This is a genomic window from Variovorax sp. PAMC28562, assembly GCF_014303735.1.
Lineage (GTDB): Bacteria > Pseudomonadota > Gammaproteobacteria > Burkholderiales > Burkholderiaceae_C > Variovorax.
This window is the reverse complement of sequence record NZ_CP060296.1, coordinates 2,459,472-2,483,612: the sequence shown is the minus strand read 5'-3', so window position 1 is coordinate 2,483,612 and position 24,141 is coordinate 2,459,472. Positions and strand designations below refer to the sequence as shown.

The 24,141-nt window shown below is 63.0% G+C and carries 25 protein-coding genes and 3 tRNA genes; 12 read left to right on the top strand and 16 right to left on the bottom strand.

Features of this window, described 5'->3' with window-relative positions; all coding sequences use genetic code 11:
- Positions 1-2: 2 nt before the first annotated feature.
- The 4 genes from H7F36_RS11735 (at position 3) to H7F36_RS11720 (ending at position 2,981) form a co-directional block, all read left to right on the top strand.
- Positions 3-443 (top strand): SRPBCC family protein, encoded by a 441-nt coding sequence (locus H7F36_RS11735; protein ID WP_187050997.1) that lies wholly within the window; start codon positions 3-5, stop codon positions 441-443.
- Positions 443-1,924, top strand: a complete 1,482-nt coding sequence (locus H7F36_RS11730) for an SRPBCC family protein (protein WP_187050996.1) — start codon at positions 443-445, stop codon at positions 1,922-1,924. The genes H7F36_RS11735 and H7F36_RS11730 overlap by 1 nt, the downstream gene beginning before the upstream one ends.
- 21 nt (positions 1,925-1,945) lie before the next feature.
- Entirely contained in the window at positions 1,946-2,332 is a 387-nt protein-coding gene (locus tag H7F36_RS11725) for a VOC family protein (RefSeq protein ID WP_187050995.1), read from the top strand.
- 91 nt (positions 2,333-2,423) lie between these two features.
- Positions 2,424-2,981: a fasciclin domain-containing protein gene (locus H7F36_RS11720; protein WP_187050994.1), complete on the top strand. Its 558-nt coding sequence runs from the start codon at positions 2,424-2,426 to the stop codon at positions 2,979-2,981.
- Positions 2,982-3,281: 300 nt separating this feature from the next.
- Here the strand turns inward: H7F36_RS11720 and H7F36_RS11715 are convergent, their stop codons facing one another.
- The 11 genes from H7F36_RS11715 to folC all read right to left on the bottom strand — a co-directional run bounded on the left by H7F36_RS11715 (position 3,282) and on the right by folC (position 12,746).
- Positions 3,282-4,355, bottom strand: a complete 1,074-nt coding sequence (locus H7F36_RS11715) for a TAXI family TRAP transporter solute-binding subunit (protein WP_187050993.1) — start codon at positions 4,353-4,355, stop codon at positions 3,282-3,284.
- An 18-nt stretch (positions 4,356-4,373) separates the two neighbouring features.
- The gene (locus H7F36_RS11710; RefSeq protein ID WP_187050992.1) at positions 4,374-5,231 is read right to left on the bottom strand and encodes a hypothetical protein; all 858 of its coding nucleotides are present in this window, start codon (positions 5,229-5,231) and stop codon (positions 4,374-4,376) included.
- Between the two features lie 138 nt (positions 5,232-5,369).
- Positions 5,370-5,446, bottom strand: a tRNA-Asp gene (locus tag H7F36_RS11705).
- Between the two features lie 72 nt (positions 5,447-5,518).
- Positions 5,519-5,594, bottom strand: a tRNA-Glu gene (locus H7F36_RS11700).
- A gap of 44 nt (positions 5,595-5,638) precedes the next feature.
- Positions 5,639-5,714, bottom strand: a tRNA-Ala gene (locus tag H7F36_RS11695).
- Positions 5,715-5,747: 33 nt separating this feature from the next.
- The gene (gene gltX, locus H7F36_RS11690; RefSeq protein WP_187050991.1) at positions 5,748-7,136 is read right to left on the bottom strand and encodes a glutamate--tRNA ligase; all 1,389 of its coding nucleotides are present in this window, start codon (positions 7,134-7,136) and stop codon (positions 5,748-5,750) included.
- 8 nt (positions 7,137-7,144) lie between these two features.
- Positions 7,145-8,362, bottom strand: coding sequence for an O-succinylhomoserine sulfhydrylase (locus tag H7F36_RS11685; RefSeq protein ID WP_187050990.1), 1,218 nt, complete (start codon positions 8,360-8,362; stop codon positions 7,145-7,147).
- Positions 8,363-8,397: 35 nt separating this feature from the next.
- On the bottom strand, positions 8,398-9,900 hold the full coding sequence (gene purF / locus H7F36_RS11680) for an amidophosphoribosyltransferase (protein ID WP_187050989.1): 1,503 nt from the start codon (positions 9,898-9,900) through the stop codon (positions 8,398-8,400).
- A 13-nt stretch (positions 9,901-9,913) separates the two neighbouring features.
- The gene (locus tag H7F36_RS11675; RefSeq protein ID WP_187050988.1) at positions 9,914-10,399 is read right to left on the bottom strand and encodes a CvpA family protein; all 486 of its coding nucleotides are present in this window, start codon (positions 10,397-10,399) and stop codon (positions 9,914-9,916) included.
- 14 nt (positions 10,400-10,413) lie between these two features.
- On the bottom strand, positions 10,414-11,376 hold the full coding sequence (locus tag H7F36_RS11670) for an SPOR domain-containing protein (RefSeq protein ID WP_187050987.1): 963 nt from the start codon (positions 11,374-11,376) through the stop codon (positions 10,414-10,416).
- 65 nt (positions 11,377-11,441) lie between these two features.
- Positions 11,442-12,746, bottom strand: coding sequence for a bifunctional tetrahydrofolate synthase/dihydrofolate synthase (folC, locus tag H7F36_RS11665; RefSeq protein WP_410003019.1), 1,305 nt, complete (start codon positions 12,744-12,746; stop codon positions 11,442-11,444).
- A 49-nt stretch (positions 12,747-12,795) separates the two neighbouring features.
- Here folC and H7F36_RS11660 point away from each other — a divergent pair, with 49 nt between their 5' ends.
- The 5 genes from H7F36_RS11660 (at position 12,796) to H7F36_RS11640 (ending at position 17,697) form a co-directional block, all read left to right on the top strand.
- On the top strand, positions 12,796-13,164 hold the full coding sequence (locus H7F36_RS11660; protein ID WP_187054934.1) for an ArsC family reductase: 369 nt from the start codon (positions 12,796-12,798) through the stop codon (positions 13,162-13,164).
- Between the two features lie 117 nt (positions 13,165-13,281).
- Positions 13,282-13,848, top strand: a complete 567-nt coding sequence (locus tag H7F36_RS11655) for a hypothetical protein (protein WP_187050986.1) — start codon at positions 13,282-13,284, stop codon at positions 13,846-13,848.
- Positions 13,849-13,998: 150 nt separating this feature from the next.
- Positions 13,999-15,870, top strand: coding sequence for a DUF1800 family protein (locus H7F36_RS11650; RefSeq protein ID WP_222620376.1), 1,872 nt, complete (start codon positions 13,999-14,001; stop codon positions 15,868-15,870).
- Positions 15,871-15,878: 8 nt separating this feature from the next.
- On the top strand, positions 15,879-17,318 hold the full coding sequence (locus tag H7F36_RS11645; protein WP_187050985.1) for a DUF1501 domain-containing protein: 1,440 nt from the start codon (positions 15,879-15,881) through the stop codon (positions 17,316-17,318).
- Between the two features lie 58 nt (positions 17,319-17,376).
- A complete protein-coding gene (locus H7F36_RS11640; RefSeq protein ID WP_187050984.1) occupies positions 17,377-17,697 on the top strand; it encodes a pyrimidine/purine nucleoside phosphorylase in 321 nt (106 codons plus the stop codon).
- 33 nt (positions 17,698-17,730) lie between these two features.
- On the opposite strand, the gene H7F36_RS11635 is transcribed toward H7F36_RS11640, so the two are convergent.
- Together H7F36_RS11635 and murB are read right to left on the bottom strand one after the other, a co-directional pair.
- Positions 17,731-18,615 carry a glycine-rich domain-containing protein gene (locus H7F36_RS11635; protein WP_187050983.1) on the bottom strand — a complete coding sequence of 295 codons (885 nt, stop codon included), beginning with the start codon at positions 18,613-18,615 and terminating at the stop codon, positions 17,731-17,733.
- Positions 18,616-18,617: 2 nt separating this feature from the next.
- The gene (gene murB / locus H7F36_RS11630; protein ID WP_187050982.1) at positions 18,618-19,670 is read right to left on the bottom strand and encodes a UDP-N-acetylmuramate dehydrogenase; all 1,053 of its coding nucleotides are present in this window, start codon (positions 19,668-19,670) and stop codon (positions 18,618-18,620) included.
- A gap of 42 nt (positions 19,671-19,712) precedes the next feature.
- Between murB and H7F36_RS11625 the strand changes: the two genes are divergently transcribed.
- Positions 19,713-20,198: a YajQ family cyclic di-GMP-binding protein gene (locus H7F36_RS11625; RefSeq protein WP_187054931.1), complete on the top strand. Its 486-nt coding sequence runs from the start codon at positions 19,713-19,715 to the stop codon at positions 20,196-20,198.
- Positions 20,199-20,229: 31 nt separating this feature from the next.
- Complete coding sequence (locus H7F36_RS11620; RefSeq protein ID WP_187054930.1) at positions 20,230-20,847, top strand: TIGR02281 family clan AA aspartic protease; 618 nt, start codon at positions 20,230-20,232, stop codon at positions 20,845-20,847.
- A 32-nt stretch (positions 20,848-20,879) separates the two neighbouring features.
- On the opposite strand, the gene H7F36_RS11615 is transcribed toward H7F36_RS11620, so the two are convergent.
- The 3 genes from H7F36_RS11615 to H7F36_RS11605 all read right to left on the bottom strand — a co-directional run bounded on the left by H7F36_RS11615 (position 20,880) and on the right by H7F36_RS11605 (position 23,102).
- Positions 20,880-21,233 (bottom strand): RidA family protein, encoded by a 354-nt coding sequence (locus H7F36_RS11615; protein ID WP_187050981.1) that lies wholly within the window; start codon positions 21,231-21,233, stop codon positions 20,880-20,882.
- 2 nt (positions 21,234-21,235) lie between these two features.
- On the bottom strand, positions 21,236-21,892 hold the full coding sequence (gene plsY / locus H7F36_RS11610; RefSeq protein ID WP_261802245.1) for a glycerol-3-phosphate 1-O-acyltransferase PlsY: 657 nt from the start codon (positions 21,890-21,892) through the stop codon (positions 21,236-21,238).
- Between the two features lie 136 nt (positions 21,893-22,028).
- Positions 22,029-23,102: an aldo/keto reductase gene (locus H7F36_RS11605; protein WP_187050980.1), complete on the bottom strand. Its 1,074-nt coding sequence runs from the start codon at positions 23,100-23,102 to the stop codon at positions 22,029-22,031.
- Positions 23,103-23,200: 98 nt separating this feature from the next.
- Here H7F36_RS11605 and H7F36_RS11600 point away from each other — a divergent pair, with 98 nt between their 5' ends.
- Entirely contained in the window at positions 23,201-24,136 is a 936-nt protein-coding gene (locus H7F36_RS11600; protein ID WP_187050979.1) for an alpha/beta fold hydrolase, read from the top strand.
- Positions 24,137-24,141 lie beyond the last annotated feature (5 nt).

The following is a 24,141-nucleotide window of genomic DNA, read 5'->3' as shown; positions in this document are numbered from 1 at the left end:
GCATGGTGAATGTCTACGTTTCCAGCGTGATCGATGCGAGCGCCGACAGTGTCTGGTCGCGCGTCCGTGATTTCAACGGCATGCCGCAGTGGCATCCGCTGATCGCGGACAGCCGGATCGAGAACGGCCAGCCGGCCGATCGTGTCGGCTGTATCCGGCACTTTCATTTGCGCGATGGCGGCGCGATCCGCGAGCGCCTGCTCGCCCTGTCCGACTATGACTACAGCTGCACCTACGAGATCCTCGAAAGCCCGATGGGCGTGACCGACTACACCGCCACGCTCAAGCTGACGCCGGTAACCGACGGCACGCGTTGCTTCGCCGAATGGAGCGCTGAATTCGACTGCGACGAGGACCGTGAGCGCGAGTTGACCGAGTCGATAGGCGGCGGTGTTTTTCAGGGCGGCTTCGATGCTTTGAAGCGCCACTTCGGTAGTCGCTGATGCTTCAGAAGGTCGTCCGCTCGACCGTCATCGATGCACCGATCGAGCGCGTGTGGGCCGTGCTGCGCGACTTCAACAGCCATGCCGAATGGCACGCCGTGGTTGAGTCGAGTCGCATCGAAGGCAACGATCGCGGCGACCAGGTAGGCTGCGTCAGGAGTTTCACGCTGAAAGACGGCAACCGAATCCGCGAGCAGTTGCTGACGCTGTCCGACAACGATCACAAGAGCACTTACTGCATCGTCGAGGCGACCTTGCCGTTGCAACGCTATGTGGCGACGCTCACCCTCAAGCCGGTGACCGACGGCCGCCGGACCTTCTGGCATTGGGAGTCGACCTTTGGCACGCCGCCAGGTCGCGAACGCGAGCTGCGCGAAACGGTGGCGCAAGGCGTGTACGAGGCCGGCTTCGTCAATCTGCGGCGATATCTTCAGCAGGGCGGTGACCTTCATCGAGGCGGCAACACGACGTCTTCGTTGCCTCGCGCTTTGCCCGTGTCGACGCGCCGTGTCGGCGTCTCGCACTACGGCGGCCCGGACGTGCTGCAGCCGCAAAGCGGCGAGGCCGCAGCACCGCGCGCCGGCGAAGTTCGCATCCAGCAGCGCGCCATCGGCATCAACTTCATCGACGTGTATTTGCGGCGCGGCTGGATTCCCTCCATGCTGCCGGTGTCCGGAGAGTCGCCCGGCGTGCCTGGCATGGAAGCCGCCGGTGGCGTGCTCGATGTCGGCGAGAACGTCCATGGCTTTTTTGCGGGCGACCGCGTCGCCTACCTCGGTCCGGTGCCTGGCGCCTACTGCGGCGTGCGCTCGGTGCCGGCGGAATGGGTGGTGCGCTTGCCGCCCGCCATCGAAGACGACGTCGCCGCAGCGCTGCTGCTCAAGGGCATCACTGCCGACTACTTGCTCCATGACTTGGGACGCGTGCAACGCGGCACGCGCATCCTCGTTCACGCTGCAGCGGGCGGCGTCGGGCTGTTGCTATGTGCATGGGCGCGTCACCTCGGCGCGACCGTGGTGGGCACGGTGTCGAGCGAGGCCAAGGCCCGCGTCGCGCGCGATCACGGCTGCGAGCATGTCATCGTCACGCGCGACTACCGCTTTGCGGATGCGGTGCAACATGCCTGCGGTGGCGTCGATCTATTGATCGACGGGCTCGGCGAAGCGGCGCGCGATGAGAACCTCGCATCGCTCGCGAGTCGCGGCCACTGGATCAGCCTGGGCCAAGCCAGCGGCGCGTTGACGGCGCTGTCGTCGGACACGCTCGGCGCCAAGTCGCTCAGCTTTTCGCGACCCGTGGTGTTCGACTACGTCTCAGCCCCCGGGCAGTTGGCCGATCGCGCGCAACGGGTGTGGAACGCATTGGCCGATGGCGTCATCAAAAGGCCGGTGATCGAGCGCTTTTCGCTTGAGTCAGCGGCGCAGGCGCACGCACGGCTGGAGTCGCGTGGCAGCGTTGGTGCACTGGTGCTCGTTACATAACCAACTGGAACGGAGACAAAGATGATCGTCGGAATGAACCATTTCACCGTGACCGCGGAGGACGAAGGGAAGACGCTGGACTTTTATTGCGGCCTGCTCGGTTTGCACGTCGGCCATCGGCCGGACCTCGGCTTTCCTGGCGCCTGGCTGTATGGCACCGGCGCACAGGCGGTACTGCACATGTACTTCGGCCGACCGGTGCCGGCGCAGCGCACAGGCGTGATCGATCACATGGCGTTCACGGCGGAAGGTCTAAGCGAGGTCAAGGCCCGCTTCGATCAGCGCGGATGGAAATACGAGCTGGGGCAACAAGTCGGGTCCGGCACCTGGCAGCTCTTTTGCCATGACCCGAACGGAGCCAAGGTCGAACTGGATTTCGATTCCAGTGAATCTCTTGCGGCGTCCTGATCAGTCGAGCGAATCCAATTGGCCCCGGGGACCGTATGAGTAAGCGCTGTCGCACATCTTTGCGACGGCCTACTTCGAGAGGATTCCTCCAATGCAACGCAATCTACACCGCTTCGCTTCCATCACCCTCGCCGTTGCCATGGCTGCCGGCGCAGTCTCCGCCATCGCCCAGGTGACCGTGGGTGGCGCGAAGATGTACCCGACCAAGGACATCATCGACAACGCGGTCAATTCCAAGGACCACACGACGCTCGTCGCGGCCGTCAAGGCAGCCGGTCTGGTCGACACGCTCAAAGGCCCAGGCCCGTTCACCGTTTTCGCACCGACCAACAAGGCTTTTGCCGCCCTGCCCGCCGGAACGGTCGACACGTTGCTCAAGCCTGAGAGCAAGGAAAAGCTGACCACTATCCTGACCTACCACGTCGTCGCCGGGAATATGGATTCGAAGATGCTGATGAAGGCCATCAAGGACGGCAAGGGAACGGCCTCGCTGAAGACCGTGTCGGGCGGCACGCTGACAGCCAAATCGAGTGGCAAGAAAGTCATGATCACCGACGAAAACGGCAGCACGGCAAACGTGACGATCGCCGACGTGAAGCAATCCAACGGCGTCATTCACGTCGTCGACAAAGTTCTTTTGCCTAAGTAACGACTCGCCAGCCGTCAAAATGTGGGGATTCGATCCGTCGCTTCTGTAAAAAGTAGCGGCAGATCCGGTTTCCTCATCGGCCCGGTGATCCGGGTCACGCACGGCTTTATGAATCCGCTCGTTCCTCTCGCCATCTTGACGGTACTTATAGGTGTGCCCGCATTTTTAATGACGCCCCGCGAGAAGAGGGCTGTGTTCGCGTTGCATCTCACGATGGTTACCGGGTTAACGGTTTATGTGGTGCTCGGGAACAGTCTCTAGCAGTCGTGCGGCAGACCTAGCGGCCGGCGGAATTCCGACTCAGCGCTTGCAGATGCCCAGCACCAGTTCTTGCTCGGTGCAGTTCTTGGACGCTGGCGTCGTCCCGCCAGCGGAAGCGAATCCGACGGTGCTGCGCTTCGCAATGCATGCGCGCATCCGCTTTTCCATTGGCGCGTAATAGCGCCACCCCTGGTTCAGTGGCGGAAGCTCCAGTCGCACCTGTTTCCATTTGGGGTGCCCGTTGGCCTGCAGCTTGTCGAAGTTGGCACAAAGTGACTCGGCGAAGCGATTCAGGTTAATGACTGTCGACTGCAGCCCGTAGTCGTAGGTGACGAGGTAAGCTTTGACGGTCAATGTGGGCACGTCTTCCTTGAGCCAGGTCGAGTAGCTCGCGGCTCGTATCACAGCGGGAAAGTAGGCTTTTTTTGCGCGTGCAGCCTCGGGTGCCGCATCGTCCAGCTTCAGAATCTTGATGTAATTGCGGGCTTCGGCTTTCATGTCGGTGAATAGCTTGGCCGGCTGCCCCGCGACAATGATGGCGACGTCGATCGACTTATCGACTGTGAGCTTGGCCAGCGCTTCTTCGTTGGTCAAATACTGCGTGTTGGCAGGCGGCAGTGGCTCCCCGAACATCAGCTGATACAGCGTTCTCGACGTGAGGGCGGTGCCGCTTCCCAAGGGCCCGACGGCGATCTTCTTGTTCTTGATTTCGTGAATGCTGTTGAGCGGCGAGTCGGCGCGCGCGACGAAATAGATCTCCTCGTCATAGAGCGGCATGATGAGGCGCAGAGGCTTGATGATGTCCACGGCGTCGGTGTTGCCGGCCTTGGCTTCGTCCAGGAAAGCCTGATAGACATCTGACTGCACCAGCGCCAGCTTGACTCCCCGCTCGAATCGCATTCTCTGAATGTTTTCTGCCGAGCCTTTCGACTCGAGAACTTCCAGCGCAATGTCGGCGGGTTCCGCGACCAGCGTCGCAAGGTCACGGCCAATCTGAATGTACGTGCCCGTTTTCGTCGCGGTGACGATCTTGTATTCCGCGCGAGGCGCCGCGGTCGCGCACAGAACGACAGAGATCCACAACAGGCCTGTTAGCAGCAATCTGATGGGCATGTGGTTCCCTCCGAGTGGCTATTCTTTTGGGCACAGTGCCAATGCGGCGAGCGCCACACTGCACTCTTTCTGCGAGGCTCGAAGCGGGCCGGTGGCTTGCTCGAGGGGGTCGGTAGTCGGTGCGTCCGGCGTCACAAGGGCGCCTGGCGCTGAGTCATCCGATACAGACGCGTTGGACGCCATGCGAGAAGTGGCATCCAGCAGTTCGCTGCGAGAGGTAGACCGCTCCTGAATGCGCAGATCGAGGGCGTCTCTGAGCGATTGGACAGCGAGGTCGTCCGGATGACTTGATTCGATCGCATCGAGAAGCTGGACGGCACTCCTCAGATCACCGCGATTCAAGGCTGTCTCCACTCGCTCGGTGCCGACCTTGAGGTCACTCCGGTTGTCGAAATAGCCTTGCCCCGAGCCAAAGAAAGCGACCGCCATCACTACCAGCGCCAAGGCGATTCCAGCCTTCAAATTTTTAGGCGGTAGCCGCGCCATCCAGTCCGTCTTACCCCCAACGCCCAACACTTCTGTCTGCCAGTAGTCGCTGGGCTGGGCCAGTGAGATCCCGGTGTCTCCTTTTGCGTTGAGCGCCTTGCCCGCCGGGCCGGAAAATGGGATGACTTCCGCCGCGCCCGGGTGGACGGTGTCCGCGAATTCCAGTCCGGTGGAGTCGTTCTCTTTACTGGACGCAGATATGTGGCGTGCAGACTCGGTTGCCGCTGCAGCATCTGTTTCTGCATCTCCATCGACCGGCGAGAACTGATCTTCCAGGCAAAACGGGCAAAACCGGTTCCACTCCTGCAACAGCCCGGCACATCGTTTACAGGGCACTGAGAACGATGGGTCCAACTCACGAGGGTTCGCAATGGTTCGATAACGGTCCATGCTAGCGGCGAAGGGGTTTTGTGTATTTTGGACCTACTTTGCTGCGCAACCAAGGGGTTCGAATACAACTCGGACGGTGTGCAGACGCAAAAAAGCCACCCGAAGGTGGCTTTTTTCATTGGGCAAATCCCAAAATACTGGCGGAGCGGACGGGACTCGAACCCGCGACCCCCGGCGTGACAGGCCGGTATTCTAACCAACTGAACTACCACTCCTGGTAGACAACGTTCACTCTGTGAAGAGCCAAGTGCTGACGACTTGCTTTGCCTCATCGACCGAAGCCGATTTGGCGACCCTACGGGGATTCGAACCCCGGTAGCCACCGTGAAAGGGTGGTGTCCTAGGCCTCTAGACGATAGGGTCAAAACCTTGGACTAATCCGATAACTTCCGATTCGACAACCTTGATGGTGGAGGTAAACGGGATCGAACCGATGACCTCTTGCATGCCATGCAAGCGCTCTCCCAGCTGAGCTATACCCCCTCGGGTGTCGAGCCTCGAATTATAGCTTGAAACTCAAGCCGCTCTCAACCTTGCGACAGCGGTTTCGCGAGTGAACAACGCAAGCACCGCATCGAGCGATGGTGTCTGAGCCGTTCCCATCGTTAAAACACGCACCGGCATGGCGAGCGCGGGCATCTTGATGCCATGTGAAACGAGCACTTCCTTGATGGCGGCGCCGATCGAAGGCTTGTCCCACGTCGCGTCAGAAAGCTTGTCGGCCAGCGCGAGGACGACCGGGCGGATCGCCTCGGTCACATGCTGCACCCGGTCGCCCTCGCCGGGTGTCACATCGGCATAGAACGCCGCAGCCCAGTTGGCCAACACGACCGTGGTGTCGCAGCGGTCTTTGAACAACGCGCAAATCGCAGGCAGCCGATCGTCGGCCACGATGCCGCGCTTTTGCAACTGCACCGCAACCAACGGGGCGAGCGCATCGTCGGGCTTCGCCTTGATGTATTGCGCGTTGACCCAGGCCAGCTTGGCCGCGTCCCACTGCGCCGGGCTTTTGGACAGATGCGAGCCATCGAACCAGCTCACCATTTGCTCGCGCGTGAAGAGCTCTTCGTCGCCGTGGCTCCAGCCCAACCTGGCCAGATAGTTGAGCATCGCCTCGGGCAGGTAGCCGTTCTCTTCGTACGCCGTCACGCTCACTGCGCCGCGCCGCTTCGACAGCTTCTGCCCATCGTCGCCGAGGATCACCGGCACGTGGCCGAATCGCGGCAGCGGCGCGCCGAGCGCGTTGAAGATGTTGATCTGCCACGGCGTGTTGTTGATGTGCTCGTCGCCGCGAAACACGTGGCTGATCGCCATGTCCCAATCGTCGACCACCACTGCGAAGTTGTATGTCGGCACACCATCGGGCCGCAGGATGATCAGGTCGTCGATCTCGCGGTTGTTGATGGTGATCTCGCCCTTGACGAGGTCGTCCCAGCTCACGTCGCCACTGGTCGGATTGCAGAAGCGCACCACGGGCGGCACGCCTTCCGGCACCGGTGGCAGCACCTTGCCCGCCGCGGGGCGCCAGCGACCGTCGTACAGCGTTTTCTCACCGCGCGCGCGTTGTGCTTCACGCACTTCTTCCAACTCGGCCGGGGTGCAATAGCAGCGGTACGCGGTGCCGGCCGCGAGCATCTGTGCAATGACTTCCTGGTAGCGCGCCAACCGCTGCATCTGATAGATCGGGCCTTCGTCGTAGTCCAGGCCGAGCCAGTGCATCGAGGCGAGGATCTGGTCGGTCGAATCCTGCGTGGAACGTGCGACGTCGGTGTCTTCGATCCGCAGCACGAACTCACCGCCGTGATGCCGCGCGTAGGCCCACGAATACAGCGCGGTGCGCGCGGTGCCGAGGTGCAGAAAACCCGTCGGGGAAGGAGCGATGCGGGTGCGAACTTTGCCGGTCATGAAGGCGATCAGGTACTGAGTGTGTCGAACCCGCGCAGCAGGTCGGTCTTGATGTCATCGATATGGTCGAGGCCGACCGCGAGGCGGATCAAGCCCTGCCCGATGCCGGCCGCCTGGCGCTGCGCTTCGGTCAGGCGACCATGCGAGGTCGTGCCGGGGTGCGTGATGATCGTCTTGGTATCGCCGAGGTTGGTCGCGATGCTGACGACGCGCGTGCTGTTGATGACATGGAATGCATTGGCACGCGCCGTTTCCGGATCGCCGCCGTGCACGTCGAACGACAGCACCGCGCCGCCTTGCCCCGACTGCTGGCGCATCGCCAACTCGTGCTGCGGATGCGACTTCAAGCCCGGGTAGTAGACGCGCGAAACAGCCGGCTGCGTTTCGAGCCATTCGGCTACAGCCAAAGCATTCGCGCACTGCGCCTGCATGCGGATGCCGAGCGTCTCCAGGCCCTTCAAAACGACCCACGCATTGAACGGCGCAAGCGCCATGCCTGCGGTACGCACCACCGGCCCGAACACATCGACGATCAACCGCGAGGGCCCGCAAATCGCGCCCGCCATGACGCGGCCCTGGCCGTCGAGGTACTTGGTGCCCGAGTGAATCACCAGATCGGCACCCAACTCGGTCGGCCGCTGCAACGCTGGCGAACAAAAGCAGTTGTCGACCGCGAGCAACGCGCCCACGCTGTGCGCAAGGTCTGCGAGCGCGCGGATGTCGCACACGTCGGTCAGTGGATTGGTCGGCGTTTCGGCGAACAGCAGCTTGGTGGTGGGACGCAACGCGTCACGCCATTCGGTCACATCGGTCTGCGAAACGAAGCTGGTTTCGACGCCGAACTTCGCGAACTCTTTGGCGAACAGATTGAGCGTAGAACCGAACATCGAACGCGAGCAGATCACGTGATCGCCCATCTTCAGCAGACCCATGCACATCATGAGGATCGCACCCATGCCGGTCGATGCGCCGATGGCCGCTTCGGTGCCTTCCAGCGCTGCGAGCCGCTGCTCGAAGCTGGTAACCGTCGGGTTCGACGTGCGCCCGTAGGTGAAGCCGTCTTCGGTGCCGGCGAACCGGCGCATCGATGTTTCTGCATCGGGCTGCACGAAGCCGCTGGTGAGGAACAAGGCTTCTGAGTTTTCGCCGTGCTGGCTGCGCGGCAACGCGGTGCGCACGGCCAGCGTGTCGCGGTGCAGTCCGGGTGGCAAGGATCGATCGGTCACGGATTCTTTCGCTTCTTCGCAGGTTATTCGGAGCACTATTCAGAGAAATTCGGTAACGCGAGCCGCGAGGAGTCTTCTTCCGTCTCCTCCATCCGCGGTCGGCTGCCGTTCATGCGGTTGATCGACTCGGTGTCGATGTCGCCGGTGACGTACACACCGTCGAAACACGAGGCATCGAAGCCGTCGAGCTTGGGATTGAGCGAACCGATGGCTCGCTTCATGGCATCCACGTCCTGATAGATCAACGCATCGCAGCCGATGAGTTCGCGGATCTCTTCGATAGTGCGGTCGTGTGCGACGAGTTCGTCCTTGGTCGGCATGTCGATGCCGTACACGTTGGGGTAGCGCACTGGCGGTGCCGCGCTGGCCAGATAGACCTTGCGTGCGCCGGCGTCGCGCGCCATCTGCACGATCTCTCGACTCGTCGTGCCGCGCACGATCGAGTCATCGACCAGCAGCACATTGCGCCCTTTGAATTCGCTGGCGATCACGTTGAGCTTTTGCCGGACCGATTTCTTGCGGATGCCCTGCCCCGGCATGATGAAAGTGCGACCGACGTAGCGGTTCTTGACGAAGCCTTCGCGGTACGGAATGCCGAGCAGATGCGCCAGCTGCGTGGCGCTCGGCCGGCTCGATTCCGGGATCGGGATGATCACGTCGATCTGGCTCGGCGGCACCGTCGACACCACGCGCTTGGCCAGCGCTTCGCCCAGGTTCAGGCGCGCCTGGTAGACCGAAATGCCATCGAGTGTCGAATCGGGCCGCGCCAGGTAGACGAACTCGAAAATACACGGCTTGAGGGTCGCCGCCTCGGCACACTGGCGCGAATGCACTTGGCCCTGCAGATCGATGAACACCGCCTCGCCCGGTGCGATGTCGCGCTCGAACTTGAAGCCCGAACCTTCGAGCGCGACCGACTCGCTCGCCACCATGATCACGCCATCGGCGTTGCGTCCCATGCACAACGGGCGGATGCCGTACGGATCGCGGAACGCCAGCAGGCCGTGTCCGGAGATCATCGACACCACGGCATACGAACCGCGTAGGCGTTTTTGCATGCTGGTGACGGAAGCGAAGACTTCTTCGGAGTGCAATGGCACGCCGCGCGTCGCGCGCTCGAGTTCGTGCGCGAGCACGTTGAGCAGCACTTCAGAGTCGCTCTCGGTGTTGGTGTGGCGGTGATCGGTCGAGAAAAGTTCAGCCCGCAGCGCATGCGCGTTGGTCAGATTGCCGTTGTGCACGAGCACGATGCCGAAGGGCGCGTTCACGTAGAACGGCTGCGCTTCTTCTTCGCTGTAGGCGTTGCCGGCGGTCGGGTAACGCACTTGGCCCAAGCCGATGTTGCCGGGCAGGGCCCGCATGTTGCGCGTGCGAAACACGTCTTTCACCATGCCCTTGGCCTTGTGCATGAAGAACTTGCGCTCCAGCAAGGTCACGATGCCGGCTGCGTCCTGACCGCGATGCTGCAGCAGCAGCAAGGCGTCGTAGAGCAATTGATTCACAGGAGCGTTGCTGACAACGCCGACGATTCCGCACATGGAGACAATCCTCTCAAGGAAGGTAACTGGCCAACTTTTCCGGCAAAACGGGCTTCACGCCCTGCAAGGCCGTATCAAGAACAATGGCGCCGCGCGACTCCTTCCACAAGGCTCCGCCGCTCAACGCCAACAAATGAACCACCACCGCCACCACCATCAACGCGACGGCGCCACGCACCAGACCGAAAGCGGCGCCGAGTGTGCGGTCCACCGGTCGCAACCCCACCGCGGTGATCATCCGGCGCGTCAATGAAGCCACCAGCCCCACAGCAAAAGCGACCGCGATGAACACCAGCACGAAGGCGACCGGGTAGCGCCACACGGCACCGGCCTCACCAATCGGCAACCAGTCCGCCACCGGCCCGGCAAACCACTGCGCGCACAAGAAGGCGGCAATCCAGCCCGCCAGCGAAATCACCTCGAACACCAGCCCGCGCATCAAGCCGAGCAACACCGACACCACGAGCACTGCAATACCGATCCAGTCGAGCAAGGCCACTGCAGCGTGGGCGATTACAGCGTGAGCACCGAAGCCGCCAACGACAGGCTCTTGACGCGGCTTGCTGCGCGATCGGCATCGGCGCGCGTGGCGAAGGGGCCGATGCGCACACGCGTGCGTTCGCCGTCGGCTGTCTTGGCCACATGGGTATAAGTTTTCAGACCGGCGCTTTCGAGCTTTTGCCGAACTTCGCGTGCCTTGGACGCATCTGCAAAGGCGCCGACCTGGACCACGAAACGGCCCGTCTCGTCGGAAGCCGCGGGCGACTTGGAAGTCGCAGCGGCGGTGGCCGTCGTGGCAGTGGCGCTGCTGGCCACCTTGCCTTCGAGCAAGGCGCGGGCGCGGGCGCCGTCCTCGCTGGAGGCCGCCTTCACTTCCGTCGGCTTGGGTTTTGGCTCTGCTTTGGCCTCTGGCTTCGGTTCAGGCTTCGACTTGGCTTCAGCTTTCACTTCAGGCTTGGGCTTGACTTCCGGCTTGTGCTCGGGCTTTGGTTCTGGCTTCGGCTCGGGCTTGGCTTCGGCCTTCACCTCGGGCTTGGAATCAGGCTTGGACTCAGGCTTGGGAGCTGGCGTAGTCGTCACCGGTTTGCTCGCCGAAATCTCGTTGCCATCGGCGGCCTCTGTGATCATGGCGCTCGATGACGATGCGGCAGCGATGCGTGTGCTGGCACTTCCTTTGCCGCCGTCCCCGTCCGGCGCAGCGGACGTAGGCGCCGGGGTGGTCGGCACGGTCAGTGGTTTGACCTTGTTGCGATCGGGAATTTCAATGGGAATATCTACCGAAACCGGCCGCGGTTGCGTGTCGAATAGCAGCGGAAAACCGATGACACCGACCAGCACCAGCACCGCGGCGCCGAGCAAGCGATGCCGGGCCCGGCGGCGCATGGCTTCGACGCTCTCGGCCGGCGGTGACGCGACGCTGGCGCTGCGCCCTTCGTTGCCTTGAGAACCGCGGTTGCGGAACTTGAAAAACGCCATGAAAGTCGGTCCCTGATGTGTGCAGCGAAAGAAAAGAAAAATGCGCCGCGGACTGCACTGTCGGCTTAGGCCGATCGGGCGCTTGACAACAGGTGTTTGGCTTGCAGACGAGGTGTTCCGTTCACCAGCACGCCGCCCACTGTGAAGAACGATCCGAAGACCACGATTCTATCAGCGGGGTCCGCGCGATCGATGGCCGCCTGGAGCGCTTCGAGCGGTGCCGCATGCACCGTGGCCGCGACGTCGGTACGGGTGTTTTGTGCTTGCCAGAGTGCCATCATGTCGACTGCTTTGGCGGCGCGAGGTGTCGGTAGGTCCGTGAAGTACCAGCGGTCGATCAGCGGCCCGATGCGCGCGAACATCGCTGCCAGGTCTTTGTCCACCATTACGCCGAAAACGGCATGCGTGGTCGGAAAGAAACCCATCGCGTCGAGGTTCTCGGCCAGCGCCGCGACGGCATGCGGGTTGTGCGCCACATCGAGTACCAGCGAGGGCTGGCCCGGCACGATCTGAAAGCGGCCCGGCAAGTCGACCATCGCGAGGCCGGTTCGCACGGCCTGCGCCGTGATCGGCAACAAGGGCCGCACCGCTTCGAGTGCGGCGAGAGCGCCTGCCGCATTGATCAACTGGTTGGCGCCGCGCAGGGCCGGGTATGCCATGCCGCTGTAGCGGCGGCCGCGACCCGACCAGCCCCACTGTTGAGGATCGCCAGAGACATTGAAGTCGCGGCCGAATAACCAAAGGTCGGCGCCGATCGCTTCGGCGTGATCGATCACGCTCTGCGGCGGCATCGGATCGCTCACGACGGCCGGCTTTCCGGTGCGCAGGATGCCGGCCTTTTCGAAACCGATGCTCTCCCGATCGGAACCCAGGAAATCCATGTGATCGAGATCGATGCTGGTGATGACCGAACAGTCGGCGTCGATGATGTTGACCGCATCGAGACGACCGCCGAGACCGACCTCGAGGATGACGATATCCGGCTTTTCAGCTGCGGCACACCGCATCAGCGCCAGCGTGGTGAGCTCAAAGTATGTGAGGCTGATTTCTTCCCGCGCCGTTTCGACTGCGGCGAAATGCGGCAACAGTTTGGCGGCTTCGACCTGCTCGCCCGCCAGCCGCAATCGCTCCTCGAAATGCACGAGATGCGGTGACGTGTAAACCGCGGTGCGATAGCCGGCGTGCGTCAGGATCGATTCGAGCATGGCGCAGGTCGAGCCCTTGCCATTGGTGCCGGCGACGGTGATGACGGGGCAATCGAACTTCAGACCCATGCGCGCGGCGACGCGGCGCACGCGGTCCAGGCCAAGATCGATGTTCTTTGCGTGCAGGCGCTCGGCGTGTGCGAGCCAATCGGCGAGGGTTTCCATGGAGCCATGGATTGTCGCCGACGCGCCGGAGCGGCATCATTCGCAGCAAATGATCACCCTCTTCGGCATCCCCAATTGCGACACCGTCAAACGCGCCAGAGCCTGGCTGGCCGACAAAGGCCTTGCCTGCCGCTTTCACGATTTCAAGAAGGACGGCGTGCCTGAAGTGCTGCTGGACCAGTGGCTCGACGATCCAGGATGGGAAACGCTGGTCAACCGTCGCGGCACCACCTGGCGACGGCTGGACGACGCGGCTCGCGCTTTGGTGGTCGATGCGGCGTCGGCCAAGGCGGTACTGCTTGCGAATCCCAGCCTGATCAAGCGGCCGGTAGTCGCATGGGAAGGCACGAACGGCGCCACCACCGTGGGGTTCGACGCTGGGCAATGGCAGCAAGAAGCATCGCAACTGCCCAAGTAGATTCAATAACGTCAGGTAAAGGCGAACGTGGCCGACCGGCGGGCACTGAACCTGACGCCGACAATCGCATCCAACAAGTTCAACGCGGGGAAGGCCCTCGCCATCAGGAGTAAAAAAATGGTTATCTCAACTCGCAACATCGCAGTTCTCACCCTGTTGGCGGCGCTCGGCTCGGGCGCACCGCTTGTGCATGCGCAGCCGGCATCGCACATCGAGCAGGCGCGTGTGGTTTCCAGCACCCAACTCGCAGACGGCGGCTACAACGTCACGTACGAGTACGCTGGCCGCCGCTACACGACGCGTACCGACATGGCGCCCGGCCGCACGATGCCGATTCAGATCAGCGCGATGGGGGTAACGACCAGCCCGGTGCTGTCATCGCAAATCGAACCGGCGGAAAGCGGTCAGCGCGCAAGTGATCCTGCTGCCTGGCAAAACGTGACGCCGGAGCCAGGCGTCGTTGTGTCCGGCAGTGGCGGCGCTCCCGTGTATCAGACCGCCTACCCGGCTCCGGTTTACGTGCAACCCGGTTATGCCGCTACTTATCCTGCCCCGATGTACGTACAGCCCGGCTACGCATACCCACAGCCGTACTACGCATCACCGATCGGCCTTTCGCTCAACCTCGGCTATTCACGAGGCTGGGGCGGCGGCGGGGGATGGCATCGCGGGGGTTGGCGTTGAGGTTTCAGAAGGTAACGTCTCTCGCGTTTTCTGTAGGACACTCACCAAGAAAGGTGTAGGAAAAAACACTGCGCGTTACACAGTTTTGGATTAGAAACGCATAACGGTTCTTAAAATCCGCTTGTTTTTCACCAAAAAGTTGACGAATACATGAGAGAACTTCAATGCCTCGAGGCGCCGTTCGAGGCAAAGAGTGGGCCCAGTCAGTCAATTCATCAGGGGACCGTTACGCCGGCTCCTCCGGCTTCGCCCATCGATGAAATCAAGGATATTGCCGCGATTGCCGCCCTTTCTGCGGGCGCTGCTGCGTTGTTGACGGCTTGCGGGGGCGGCGGCGGGGGTGGAGGTGGCGGCGGCAGCTTTGCCGGCCTGGCCGCCCCCAGCACTACAACGAAAACCGCGGATGCCGCGCAACCCACCATGGGTGTCACGATTCCCGACTCGCCGATCGTCGCAGGTGCGGCGACCACCACGTACACCACACCCGCAAATAACAAAGATGCGGCGCGTTTCCTCTCGCAGGCCTCGCCGGGCGCCACCAAGGCGCAGATCACCGCGATGCAGGCGATGAGCTATTCGGCCTGGATCGATGCACAGTTCGCCCTGCCCCGCAGCCAGACTAACGTCGACTGGCTCTCGTCCCAAGGCTACGGGTCAACCGCCTATCTCGGACACGCGGACGGCCTCGACAACACGGTATGGCGCAAGTTCATCTCGAGTCCCGACCTGCTGCGGCAACGCATCACTCTGGCGCTGTGCGAGATATTCGTCGTGTCCATCGACGGCCTCAACGCCTACTACCCACAGTTTTCGGTGGGCTACTTTCTGGACGTGCTGGAGGGCAACGCGTTCGGCAACTACCGCACCCTGTTGTACGACGTGTCGCGCAGCGCGGCCATGGGCACGTATCTGACCTATGTAGGGAACCAGTTGGGCGACCCGGCGACAGGAAGTGAACCCGACGAGAACTACGCGCGTGAAATCATGCAGCTGTTCACCATAGGTTTGTACAAGCTCAACAACGACGGCACGCAAGTGCTGGTCAACGGCGCTCCGGTCGAAACCTATTCGCAGGCCGACGTCAGCGGGCTGGCCCGTGTGTTCACCGGCTGGTTCAACGACACCAGCAGCGGGACGGAAACACCGGTGGCCTTCACCCGGCCGATGGTGCAGGTGAACTCGCTTTTTGAGGAAGGCGCGAAGACATTCCTTGGAACGACGATCCCGGCGGGCCCCAAGACGCTGGCTGGCGCCCTCGACAGCCTGAACCGCGCGCTCGACACGCTTTTCAATCACCCGAACATGCCGCCTTTTGTCTGCCGCCAGCTCATTCAGCGTCTGGTCACGAGCAACCCGAGCCCGGCCTATGTGAACCGCGTCGCCAATGCCTTCATCAACAACGGCAGCGGCGTTCGCGGCGACATGAAGGCGGTGATTCGTCAGATCCTCCTGGACGACGAGGCACGCAATCCGTTCATCAGTACGACGATCGCGTTCGGCAAGCTGCGCGAGCCGGTCGTGCGATTCCTGAATTGGGCGCGCGGCTGGGCCGCAACTTCGGCGAGCGGAGCGTGGAACATCGGCGACCTGTCGAGCGCGGCCGACGGCCTCGGCCAGAGCCCGATGCATTCCCCATCCGTCTTCAACTTTTTCAGGCCAGGCTACGTGCCGACCAACAGCGACCTCGGCAAATACAACCTCAACGGGCCGGAGTTCCAAATCACCAACGAGTCGACGGTGTCGGGCTACGTCAATTTCATGCAGCGCGCGGTCTCCGGCCAGATCCTCACTGACCTCAAACCCAACTACGGCACGCTGACCGCCATTGCCGCCAATTCAGGGGCGTTGCTCGACGAAATCAACCTGGTGCTAGCGGGCGGCGAGCTGTCTGCTGCCACGCTGGCCACGCTCAAGGCTGCCGTCGACACGATCTCGGCCGACAACGACACCGGCAAGCTGAACCGCGTCTATGCCGCCCTCACGCTCGTGCTGGCATCCCCCGAATACATCGTCCAGAAATAACGCGCCGCATGACAGATTCTTCTTTTCGATCCGGCCGCCCTCCTTCGTCGGCTCACTTCCCTGGCGTCCAGCCCGACAACGCATCGCGCCGTGAATTTTTGCGTCGCACCGGCGCGCTGTCGATTGCGGCGTCGGCCACGCCATGGGCGCTCAGCCTGGCTGCCATGGGCGAGGCGGCAGCCGCCACGGCCGGCGACTACAAGGCACTCGTCTGCATTTTTCTGTATGGCGGCAACGACTACGCCAACACACTGGTCGCCTATGACCAGCCCACTTACAACATGTACAACAGCCTGCGCAGCAACATCGCGATCGGCCGCGACCTGCTGGCGTCGACCGTACTCGCACCTGCCATCGCCTTGCCAAACGGCCGCCAGTACGCACTGGCGCCGACGCTCGCACCGCTGCTGCCGATCTTCAACACAGGTGCCCTTTCGATCGCGCTCAACGTAGGCACGCTGGTGCAGCCGACGACCAAGGCGCAGTACAACGCGCGCTCGGTTCCGCTGCCACCCAAGCTCTTCTCGCACAACGATCAATCCTCGTACTGGCAGGCCTCGGCGCCCGAGGGTGCATCGTCGGGTTGGGGCGGGCGCATGGGCGACCTGCTGGCCGGCGGCAACGGCAACGCGACCTTCACCTGCGTGTCGGTGGCTGGCAACGCGGTGTACCTGTCGGGCAACCAGATGTCGCAATACCAGGTGGCTTCGAGCGGACCAGTCGCGGTCGCTGGCATCAAGTCGGCGATGTTCGGATCAGCCGCTTGCTCGACCGCGCTCAACGGCTTGATGATGAACACGCGTACCCAGTTGCTGGAGAACAGCTACGCCGCGGTGTCACGTCGCGCGCTCACCGCGAACGACGAGCTCAGCAGCGCACTCGCCGGTGCCAATGTCGCGACGACTTTTCCCGCAGGCAACTCGCTGGCCGATCAGTTGAAGCTCGTCGCCAAAATGATTTCCGTCAGCAGCACGCTCGGCGCCAAGCGGCAGGTGTTCTTCGTCTCGATGGGGGGCTTCGACAACCACGATGGCCTGGGCGGTGCCGGTGGCACGCACGCCTTGCTGCTCGCGGGTGTGGCCAACGCCATGTCGGCCTTCTACCAGGCGACCAAAGACCTGGGTGTCTCGCAGCAAGTCACGACGTTCACCGCGTCGGACTTCGGCCGCACGCTCAACAGCAATTCGAGCGGCTCCGACCACGGCTGGGGCGGCGTGCAGTTCGTCATGGGCGATGCCGTTAAGGGCAAGTCGTTTATCGGCGCCGCGCCCACGCTGGCCAACGACGGGCCCGACGACGTGGGGCAAGGTCGGCTGGTGCCGACCACCGGCGTCGACCAGTTCGGAGCCACTCTAGCCAACTGGTTCGGCGTGTCGCCGAGCGACCAGATTTCTGTGCTTCCCAACCTGAAGAACTACAGCACGCGCAATCTCGGCTTCATGGGGTGATGTGAATCTTCAGGCGCTGCGGCAACTAAAATCGCGGCCCCTGAAAAGCGAGTTCGCAATGACCACTGAAACCTTCGCAGACGTGACCGTCACCACCAAGGCCAACGTCTACTTCGACGGCAAATGCGTGAGCCACGGCTTCACCCAAGCCGACGGCACCAAGAAGTCGATCGGCGTAATCCTGCCGTCGACCCTCACCTTCAGCACCGGCGCGCCGGAGATCATGGAGGGGGTGAGCGGCACTTGCGAATACCAGCTGGCCGGCACGACCGAGTGGAAGAAATCGGGCGCCGGCGAAAAATTCAGCGTGCCCGGCAATGCGTCGTTCCAGATCCGCGTGATCGGCGAGCCGTACAGCTACATCTGCCACTTCGGCTGAGCCGCCGGCAGAGGGCTTGAAGGCTGCGACGGGTCAGTCGCCGCCGCCTCCACCGCACCCGCCGCCGCAGCCCGATCCGCTGTCTCCGGACGAGCCTCCGTCGCTCGACGAGCCGCCATCGCCGCTGCCACTGCTCGTCGACTCGCTGCCGCCGAAGCCACCGGCATCACCCGAGCCGCTGTCGGAGCTGCTGAAGTCGCTACCGCATTGAGTAGTCGAACCGTCATGGCGTGCCGTCGCCTTGCAGTCGGGCACGTAGGTGAAGCCGCCGGCCACGCCGTACTTGGCGTCGAGCGCGAAGAGCAGCGGTAACCGGCTCGGCTTGCGCGGGTCGATGCTCTCTTCCTTGCAGGCCCAGTACCAGCTGCGGCGCAGCCCGTCGTTGCGGCGCGCGTCGCGACCCAGCACTTCGGCCGGACTGTGATGCAGCATGCCGCCGAACGCCGCCTCGCACCAGCGCTGGTAGCCCTGCGTGTGCAGGATGAACTCGTGCCACGCCGCATCGACCAGCTTCGATGGCATCGCGACGAACTTTCTGTCGCTGCGCAGGTGCGCCATGAAGAACTGGCGCAGGCCGCGCAGCACCAGCTCGGCATCCCTTTGGCCCATCGATGGATAAGCCTGGATGAGCTTGCCCACCAGGAACCGCGGCAACTCCGCTTCACGCACGAACTGGCGGCGCAAGCTGGTTTCCCGCGCCTTGAGCGCCTGTGCCAGCAGCAGGCACAACATGACCACGGCGATGAGCGTGCCGAATTGACGATTCAGCACAAAAAGCGACAGCACCGCGATCACCCACAAGCCGCGGCGCGCCCACATCAAGCCAGTGATGCGGTGCCGAAAATTCGGGTGCAGCAGGTCGACGACCGCCTTGGGAACGAGCGTCGATGCGACGCGCCCTGGTCGCTCTGCACGCATGCTCAGACCACGACCGGCTCGGGCTCCAGCCGGATACCGAAACGCTCGTACACGCTGGTCTGTATGGCCTTGGCCAACGTCATCACCTCACCGCCCGTCACCGGGTCGGCATTGCCGCCGCGGTTCACCAGCACCAGCGCCTGGCGCTCGTACACGCCGGCGTTGCCAACCGATTTGCCCTTCCAGCCGCAGGCGTCGATGAGCCAGCCGGCCGCCAGCTTGATGCTGCCGTCGTCCATCGGGTAGTGCACGATCTTGGGATCGCGCGCGATGATGTCGGCGCACTGCTCGGGCGTGACTGTCGGGTTCTTGAAGAAGCTGCCGGCATTGCCGAGCACCCGCCAGTCGGGCAACTTGGCACGGCGGATCGCGACGATCCAGTCGAAGATTTGCATGGCGGTCGGCTCGATGTTGGCTGCCTCGGCCATCTTCTTTTCAAGATCGACGTAGCCGAGCACCGGCTTCCACGGCCGTGGCAAGCGAAAGCGCACGCGGGTGATCAGTGCACGGCCCGCCAACCCGAAGTCGTTGGGGCCGGCCGGCACGTGCTTGAATACCGAATCGCGATAGCCGAAAGCGCACTGCGCGGCATCGAGCGTGAAGGTGCGGCCGGTGTCTATGTCGATCGCATCGAGCGATTCGAAGCGGTCTTGCAGCTCGACGCCATAGGCGCCGATGTTCTGCACCGGCGCACCGCCGACCGTGCCGGGAATGAGCGCCAGGTTCTCCAACCCCGGAAAGCCATTTTCCACGGTCCAGCGGACCACGTCGTGCCAGTTTTCGCCAGCGCCCGCCTCGACGATCCACGCGCGCGGCGTTTCTTCGACCAGCCGCAAACCCTTGATCTCGACCTTCAGCACCAGCTGCTTGACGTCGCCGGTGAGCACGATGTTGCTGCCGCCACCGAGCACGAAGCGCGGCGCATCGCGCCACTCGGCATCGTCGCGCAGTGCCTGCACATCCGCCTCGCCGGTGATGCGCGCCAGATGCTGCGCGCGCGCGACGATGCCAAAGCTGTTGTAAGGCTGCAGGGGGACGTTCGACTCCACGATCATGGGAGAATTGTCGCACTCAGTCCCCCAGAATCAGGAATGTCCATGCCGTCTTTCGACACCGTCTGCGAACCCAACTTGCCCGAGGTCAAAAACGCCGTCGAGAACACCGCCAAAGAAATCGGCACCCGCTTCGACTTCAAGGGCACGGCCGCTGCGGTCGAGCTCAAGGACAAGGAAATCACCATGATCGGCGACGCTGAATTCCAGCTCGTGCAGGTCGAAGACATCCTCCGCGCCAAGCTCACCAAGCGCAGCGTCGACGTGCGCTTTCTCGACAAGGGCGACGTGCAGAAGATCGGCGGCGACAAGGTCAAGCAGGTCATCAAGGTCAAGAGCGGCATCGAGAGCGAGCAGGCCAAGAAGATCACGCGCCTGTTGAAAGACAGCAAGATGAAAGTCACCTCCGCCATTCAGGGCGATGCGGTGCGCGTGACCGGCGCCAAGCGCGACGATCTGCAGGCGGCCATGGCACTCATCAAGAAGGACGTGCCCGACATGCCGCTGTCGTTCAACAACTTCAGGGATTGACGTGTTCGGCCTGCGGTTCGCAGCGGCGTTGATGCTCGCGAGTGCTTCCGTGCTCGCGCAGGCCGAAACCTCGGTGATGCTCACCGGCACCATAGGCAGCCGAGCCATCCTGATCGTCAACGGAGGCGCACCCAAGACTGTTGCCGTCGGTGAGACCTTCCAAGGCGTGAAGCTGGTCGCGCTGCAGGCCGAACAGGCCACAGTCGAGTCCGGCGGCAAGCGCATTGCCTTGCGAATGGACACGCCCGCCAGCATCGGTGGCGGCGGCCCGAGCGGCGGCGGCAACCGCATCGTGCTGCCGGCCGACAGCCGCGGCCACTTCATGTCGCAGGGCACCATCAACGGTCGCACGGTCAACTTCATGCTGGACACCGGCGCCACCACGGTTGCGATGTCGGCCGCCGATGCCACGCGCATCGGGCTCGACTACAGCAAGGGCACGCCAGTGCGCGTCAGCACGGCCAACGGTGTGACGGCGGGTTACCGGCTGCGACTCAATTCCGTGCGAGTCGGGGATGTCGAGGTGTACGACGTCGACGCCATCGTGTCTGAGCAGTCGATGCCATTCATCCTGCTCGGCAACAGCTTCATCAACCGCTTCTCGATGCGGCGCGACGCCGATCAGATGGTGCTGGAGAAACGCTTCTGAGGCGATGCTGAAGCGCCTGCGAAGGCGCGCGCTCAGAGCTGCGCGGCGGTGACGACGATCTCGATCTTGTAGGCCGCATTCGCCATCTTGGCCTGCACCGTGGCGCGCGGCGGCGTGTGGCCTGCCGGAATCCATGCGTCCCAGATCTCGTTCATCACCGTGATGTCTGCAATGTCATTCAAGAAAATTTGGGCCATCAGGATGCGCGACTTGTCGCTGCCCGCTTCCGCAAGCAATCGCTCAACCATGCCGAGCACTTCAGCGGTCTGGCCACGCATGTCCAGCGTGGTGTCGTCCGGCACCTGGCCCGCGAGGTACACGGTGCCGTTGTGCACGGCGGTCTCGGACAAGCGTGGGCCGACGTGGAAGCGGGTGATTTCGGGCATGGTCAGACTTTCTTTTTGGAGCCGAGCTTCGACTCGGTGCCGGCAGCGAGCCGACGGATATTTTCACGGTGCCGCCAGAACAGCAGCAAGCTCATGAGGATGAGCGCGACCAGTACGGTGCGATGCAAGGGCCAGGCGATGTTGCCGCCGATCAGGTAGTAGGACGGTGCGAAGAACGCAACCGCCAGCGAGGCCAGCGATGAGTACCGAAAAAACAGCGCGATGACGATCCAGGTCGCGCACGTCGCGAGCCCCAACAAAGGCGCGATGCCGACGATCACACCGATCGCTGTGGCAACACCCTTGCCGCCCTTGAACGAGAAGAACACCGGATACAAATGGCCGAGAAACGCTGCGAGCCCGGCCACCGCGGCGATGCCTTCGACGCCCGGACCTACGCCCCATTCCGCGCCGAAGTGCCGGATCAAAAAAACCGGTAACCAGCCCTTCGCTGCGTCCAGCAGCAAGGTCACCAGCGCCGCCGTTTTGTTACCCGAGCGCAGCACGTTGGTGGCGCCCGGATTGCCGCTGCCATAACTGCGCGGGTCCGCCATGCCAAAGGCCTTGCTCACGATCACCGCGAACGACAGCGAGCCGATCAGGTAGGCCGCGACGATGGCAATGATGGCGGCGGCAGGGAATGGCAGATATGAACTCAACGCAGGCTCCGGCCTCGACAAAAAAGGTCGCTCATTCTGCCAGCGCGCATTGCACCGGTGGGGCAGCGAGCAAGTCGATGCACGCCTTGTGAGTGATGCCCACCAGAGCCCGTCGCCGACCGCCGTCGATGATGAATCACATCGCCGGGTCGCGAATATCCCAGCGAATCTTGTCGATCTCGGCCAGCACCTCGGGCGACAACGTGGTGCCCCACGCATCCAGGTCTTCTTCGAGTTGCGCCACCGTCGTCACGCCGATGATGGTGCTGGCAACCTGCCATTTGGTGTAGCAGAAGGCGAGCGCCAGCTGCGTCGGCGTCATGCCGTTGTCGCGTGCGAGGCGGTTGTAGGCACGCGAGGCGCGCAATGCATCTGGGCGCCCCCAGCGTTGCTTGCGTACGGACTCGTAGCCCGAGATGCGCCCCTTGGGTGCATCGGGGCCTTCAGTGCCGCTCTCGTCGTACTTGCCGGTCAACAGGCCGAAAGCCAGCGGCGAATAGGCCAGCAACGACACGTCCAGCCGATGCATGGTTTCGTCCAGCCCGTTCTCCAGTGCGCGGCTGATCAGGCTGTACACGTTCTGCACCGTCGCGATGCGCGGCAGCGAATGCTGCTCGGCGAGACGGACAAATTCGTGCACGCCGTACGGCGTCTCGTTCGACAGACCGATGTAGCGGACCTTGCCCTCCTTCACGAGACCGCCAAGCGCTTCGAGCTGCTCGTGAATCGAAGTCTGCGTACGCTCCTTGGTCGGGTCGAAATAGATCTGTCCGAACAACGGCGTGTTGCGCTCGGGCCAGTGGATTTGATAGAGATCGATCACGTCGGTCTGCATGCGCTTCAGGCTGGCATTGCACGACGCCACGATGTCGGCCGCCGCCATGCCGGTGCCTTCGCGCACCCACGGCATGCCGCGCGACGGGCCGGCCACCTTGGTCGCCAGCGTCAGCTTTTGCCGCGCGCCGGGGTTGGCAGCAAACCAGCGACCGATGATGCTTTCGGTCACGCTGTAGGTCTCTTGCCGCGTCGGCACCGAATACATTTCGGCGGTATCGATGAAATCGATGCCACGTTCGAGCGAACGGCTCAGCACGGCATGCGAAGTGGGCTCGTCGACCTGCTCACCGAAGGTCATGGTGCCGAGGCAAATCGGCGTGACGCGCAGATCGCTCTGGCCCAGCCTGACTTTTTCGAATGGGATGTTTTTCATGGCCGGAATGCTACCGCCGCCAGCGCTGTCGCGTGCAGGCCCGCATTGGGGCTCGTGTGCGACAGCGCAGCGCCCGGTGCCTGCATATCATCGAGGGCATGTACCAAGCCCTCCGCGTCTCCCGCAGCGAATTCGTGCCCGTGCGAAACCTCGATTACCACGTGCGGCTCTGGGGCGAGCCATCGGCCACGCGGCCTCCGCTGGTGCTGCTGCACGGCTGGATGGACGTCGGCGCTTCATGGCAGTTCGTGGTCGATGCGCTGGCCGAGGAGCGCTTCGTTATCGCACCCGACTGGCGCGGTTTCGGCCTGACCGAAGGTGGCGGCGTCGACAACTACTGGATGCCAGATTACCTGGCCGATCTGGACTGGCTGCTCGACCATTACGTGGGTCAGGCAGGGGCCCCGGAGAGTGTGGCGGTCGACCTGGTCGGGCACAGCATGGGCGGCAACGTCGCGATGCACTACGCCGGCGTGCGGCCGCAGCGCATCCGCCGGCTCGTCAACCTCGAGGGCTTCGGCATGCCCGGCCTGGCGCCGAGCGAAGCGCCGCAGCGCTATGGCAAATGGATCGATGAACTCAAGCGCCTGCACCGCGGCGAAATGGCGCTGGCCGCCTACCCGGCCGCCGACGGCGTGGCGCGCCGCCTGATGAAGACCAACCCGAAGTTGACCCAGGACAAAGCGGACTGGCTGGCGAGTCACTGGGCCGGCACCAGCCTCAACGCCGATGGCAACGAGCGCTGGGAAATCCTGGGCGATGCGGCGCACAAGATCATCAACGCGCACATCTTTCGGGTCGACGAGGTGCTGGCCTTGTACGCCTGCATCACCGCACCGCTGCTGGCGGTCGAAGCGGCTGACGACAGCCTGAGCAAATGGTGGAAGGGCCGCTATTCATTGGATGAATACCACGCGCGCTTGAAGTCGGTCAAAGACGCACGGGTTGCGCGCATCGAGGATGCCGGTCACATGCTGCATCACGATCGGCCGGAACGCGTGGCCGAGTTGATCCAGGATTTTCTTGCAGGCTGACAGCC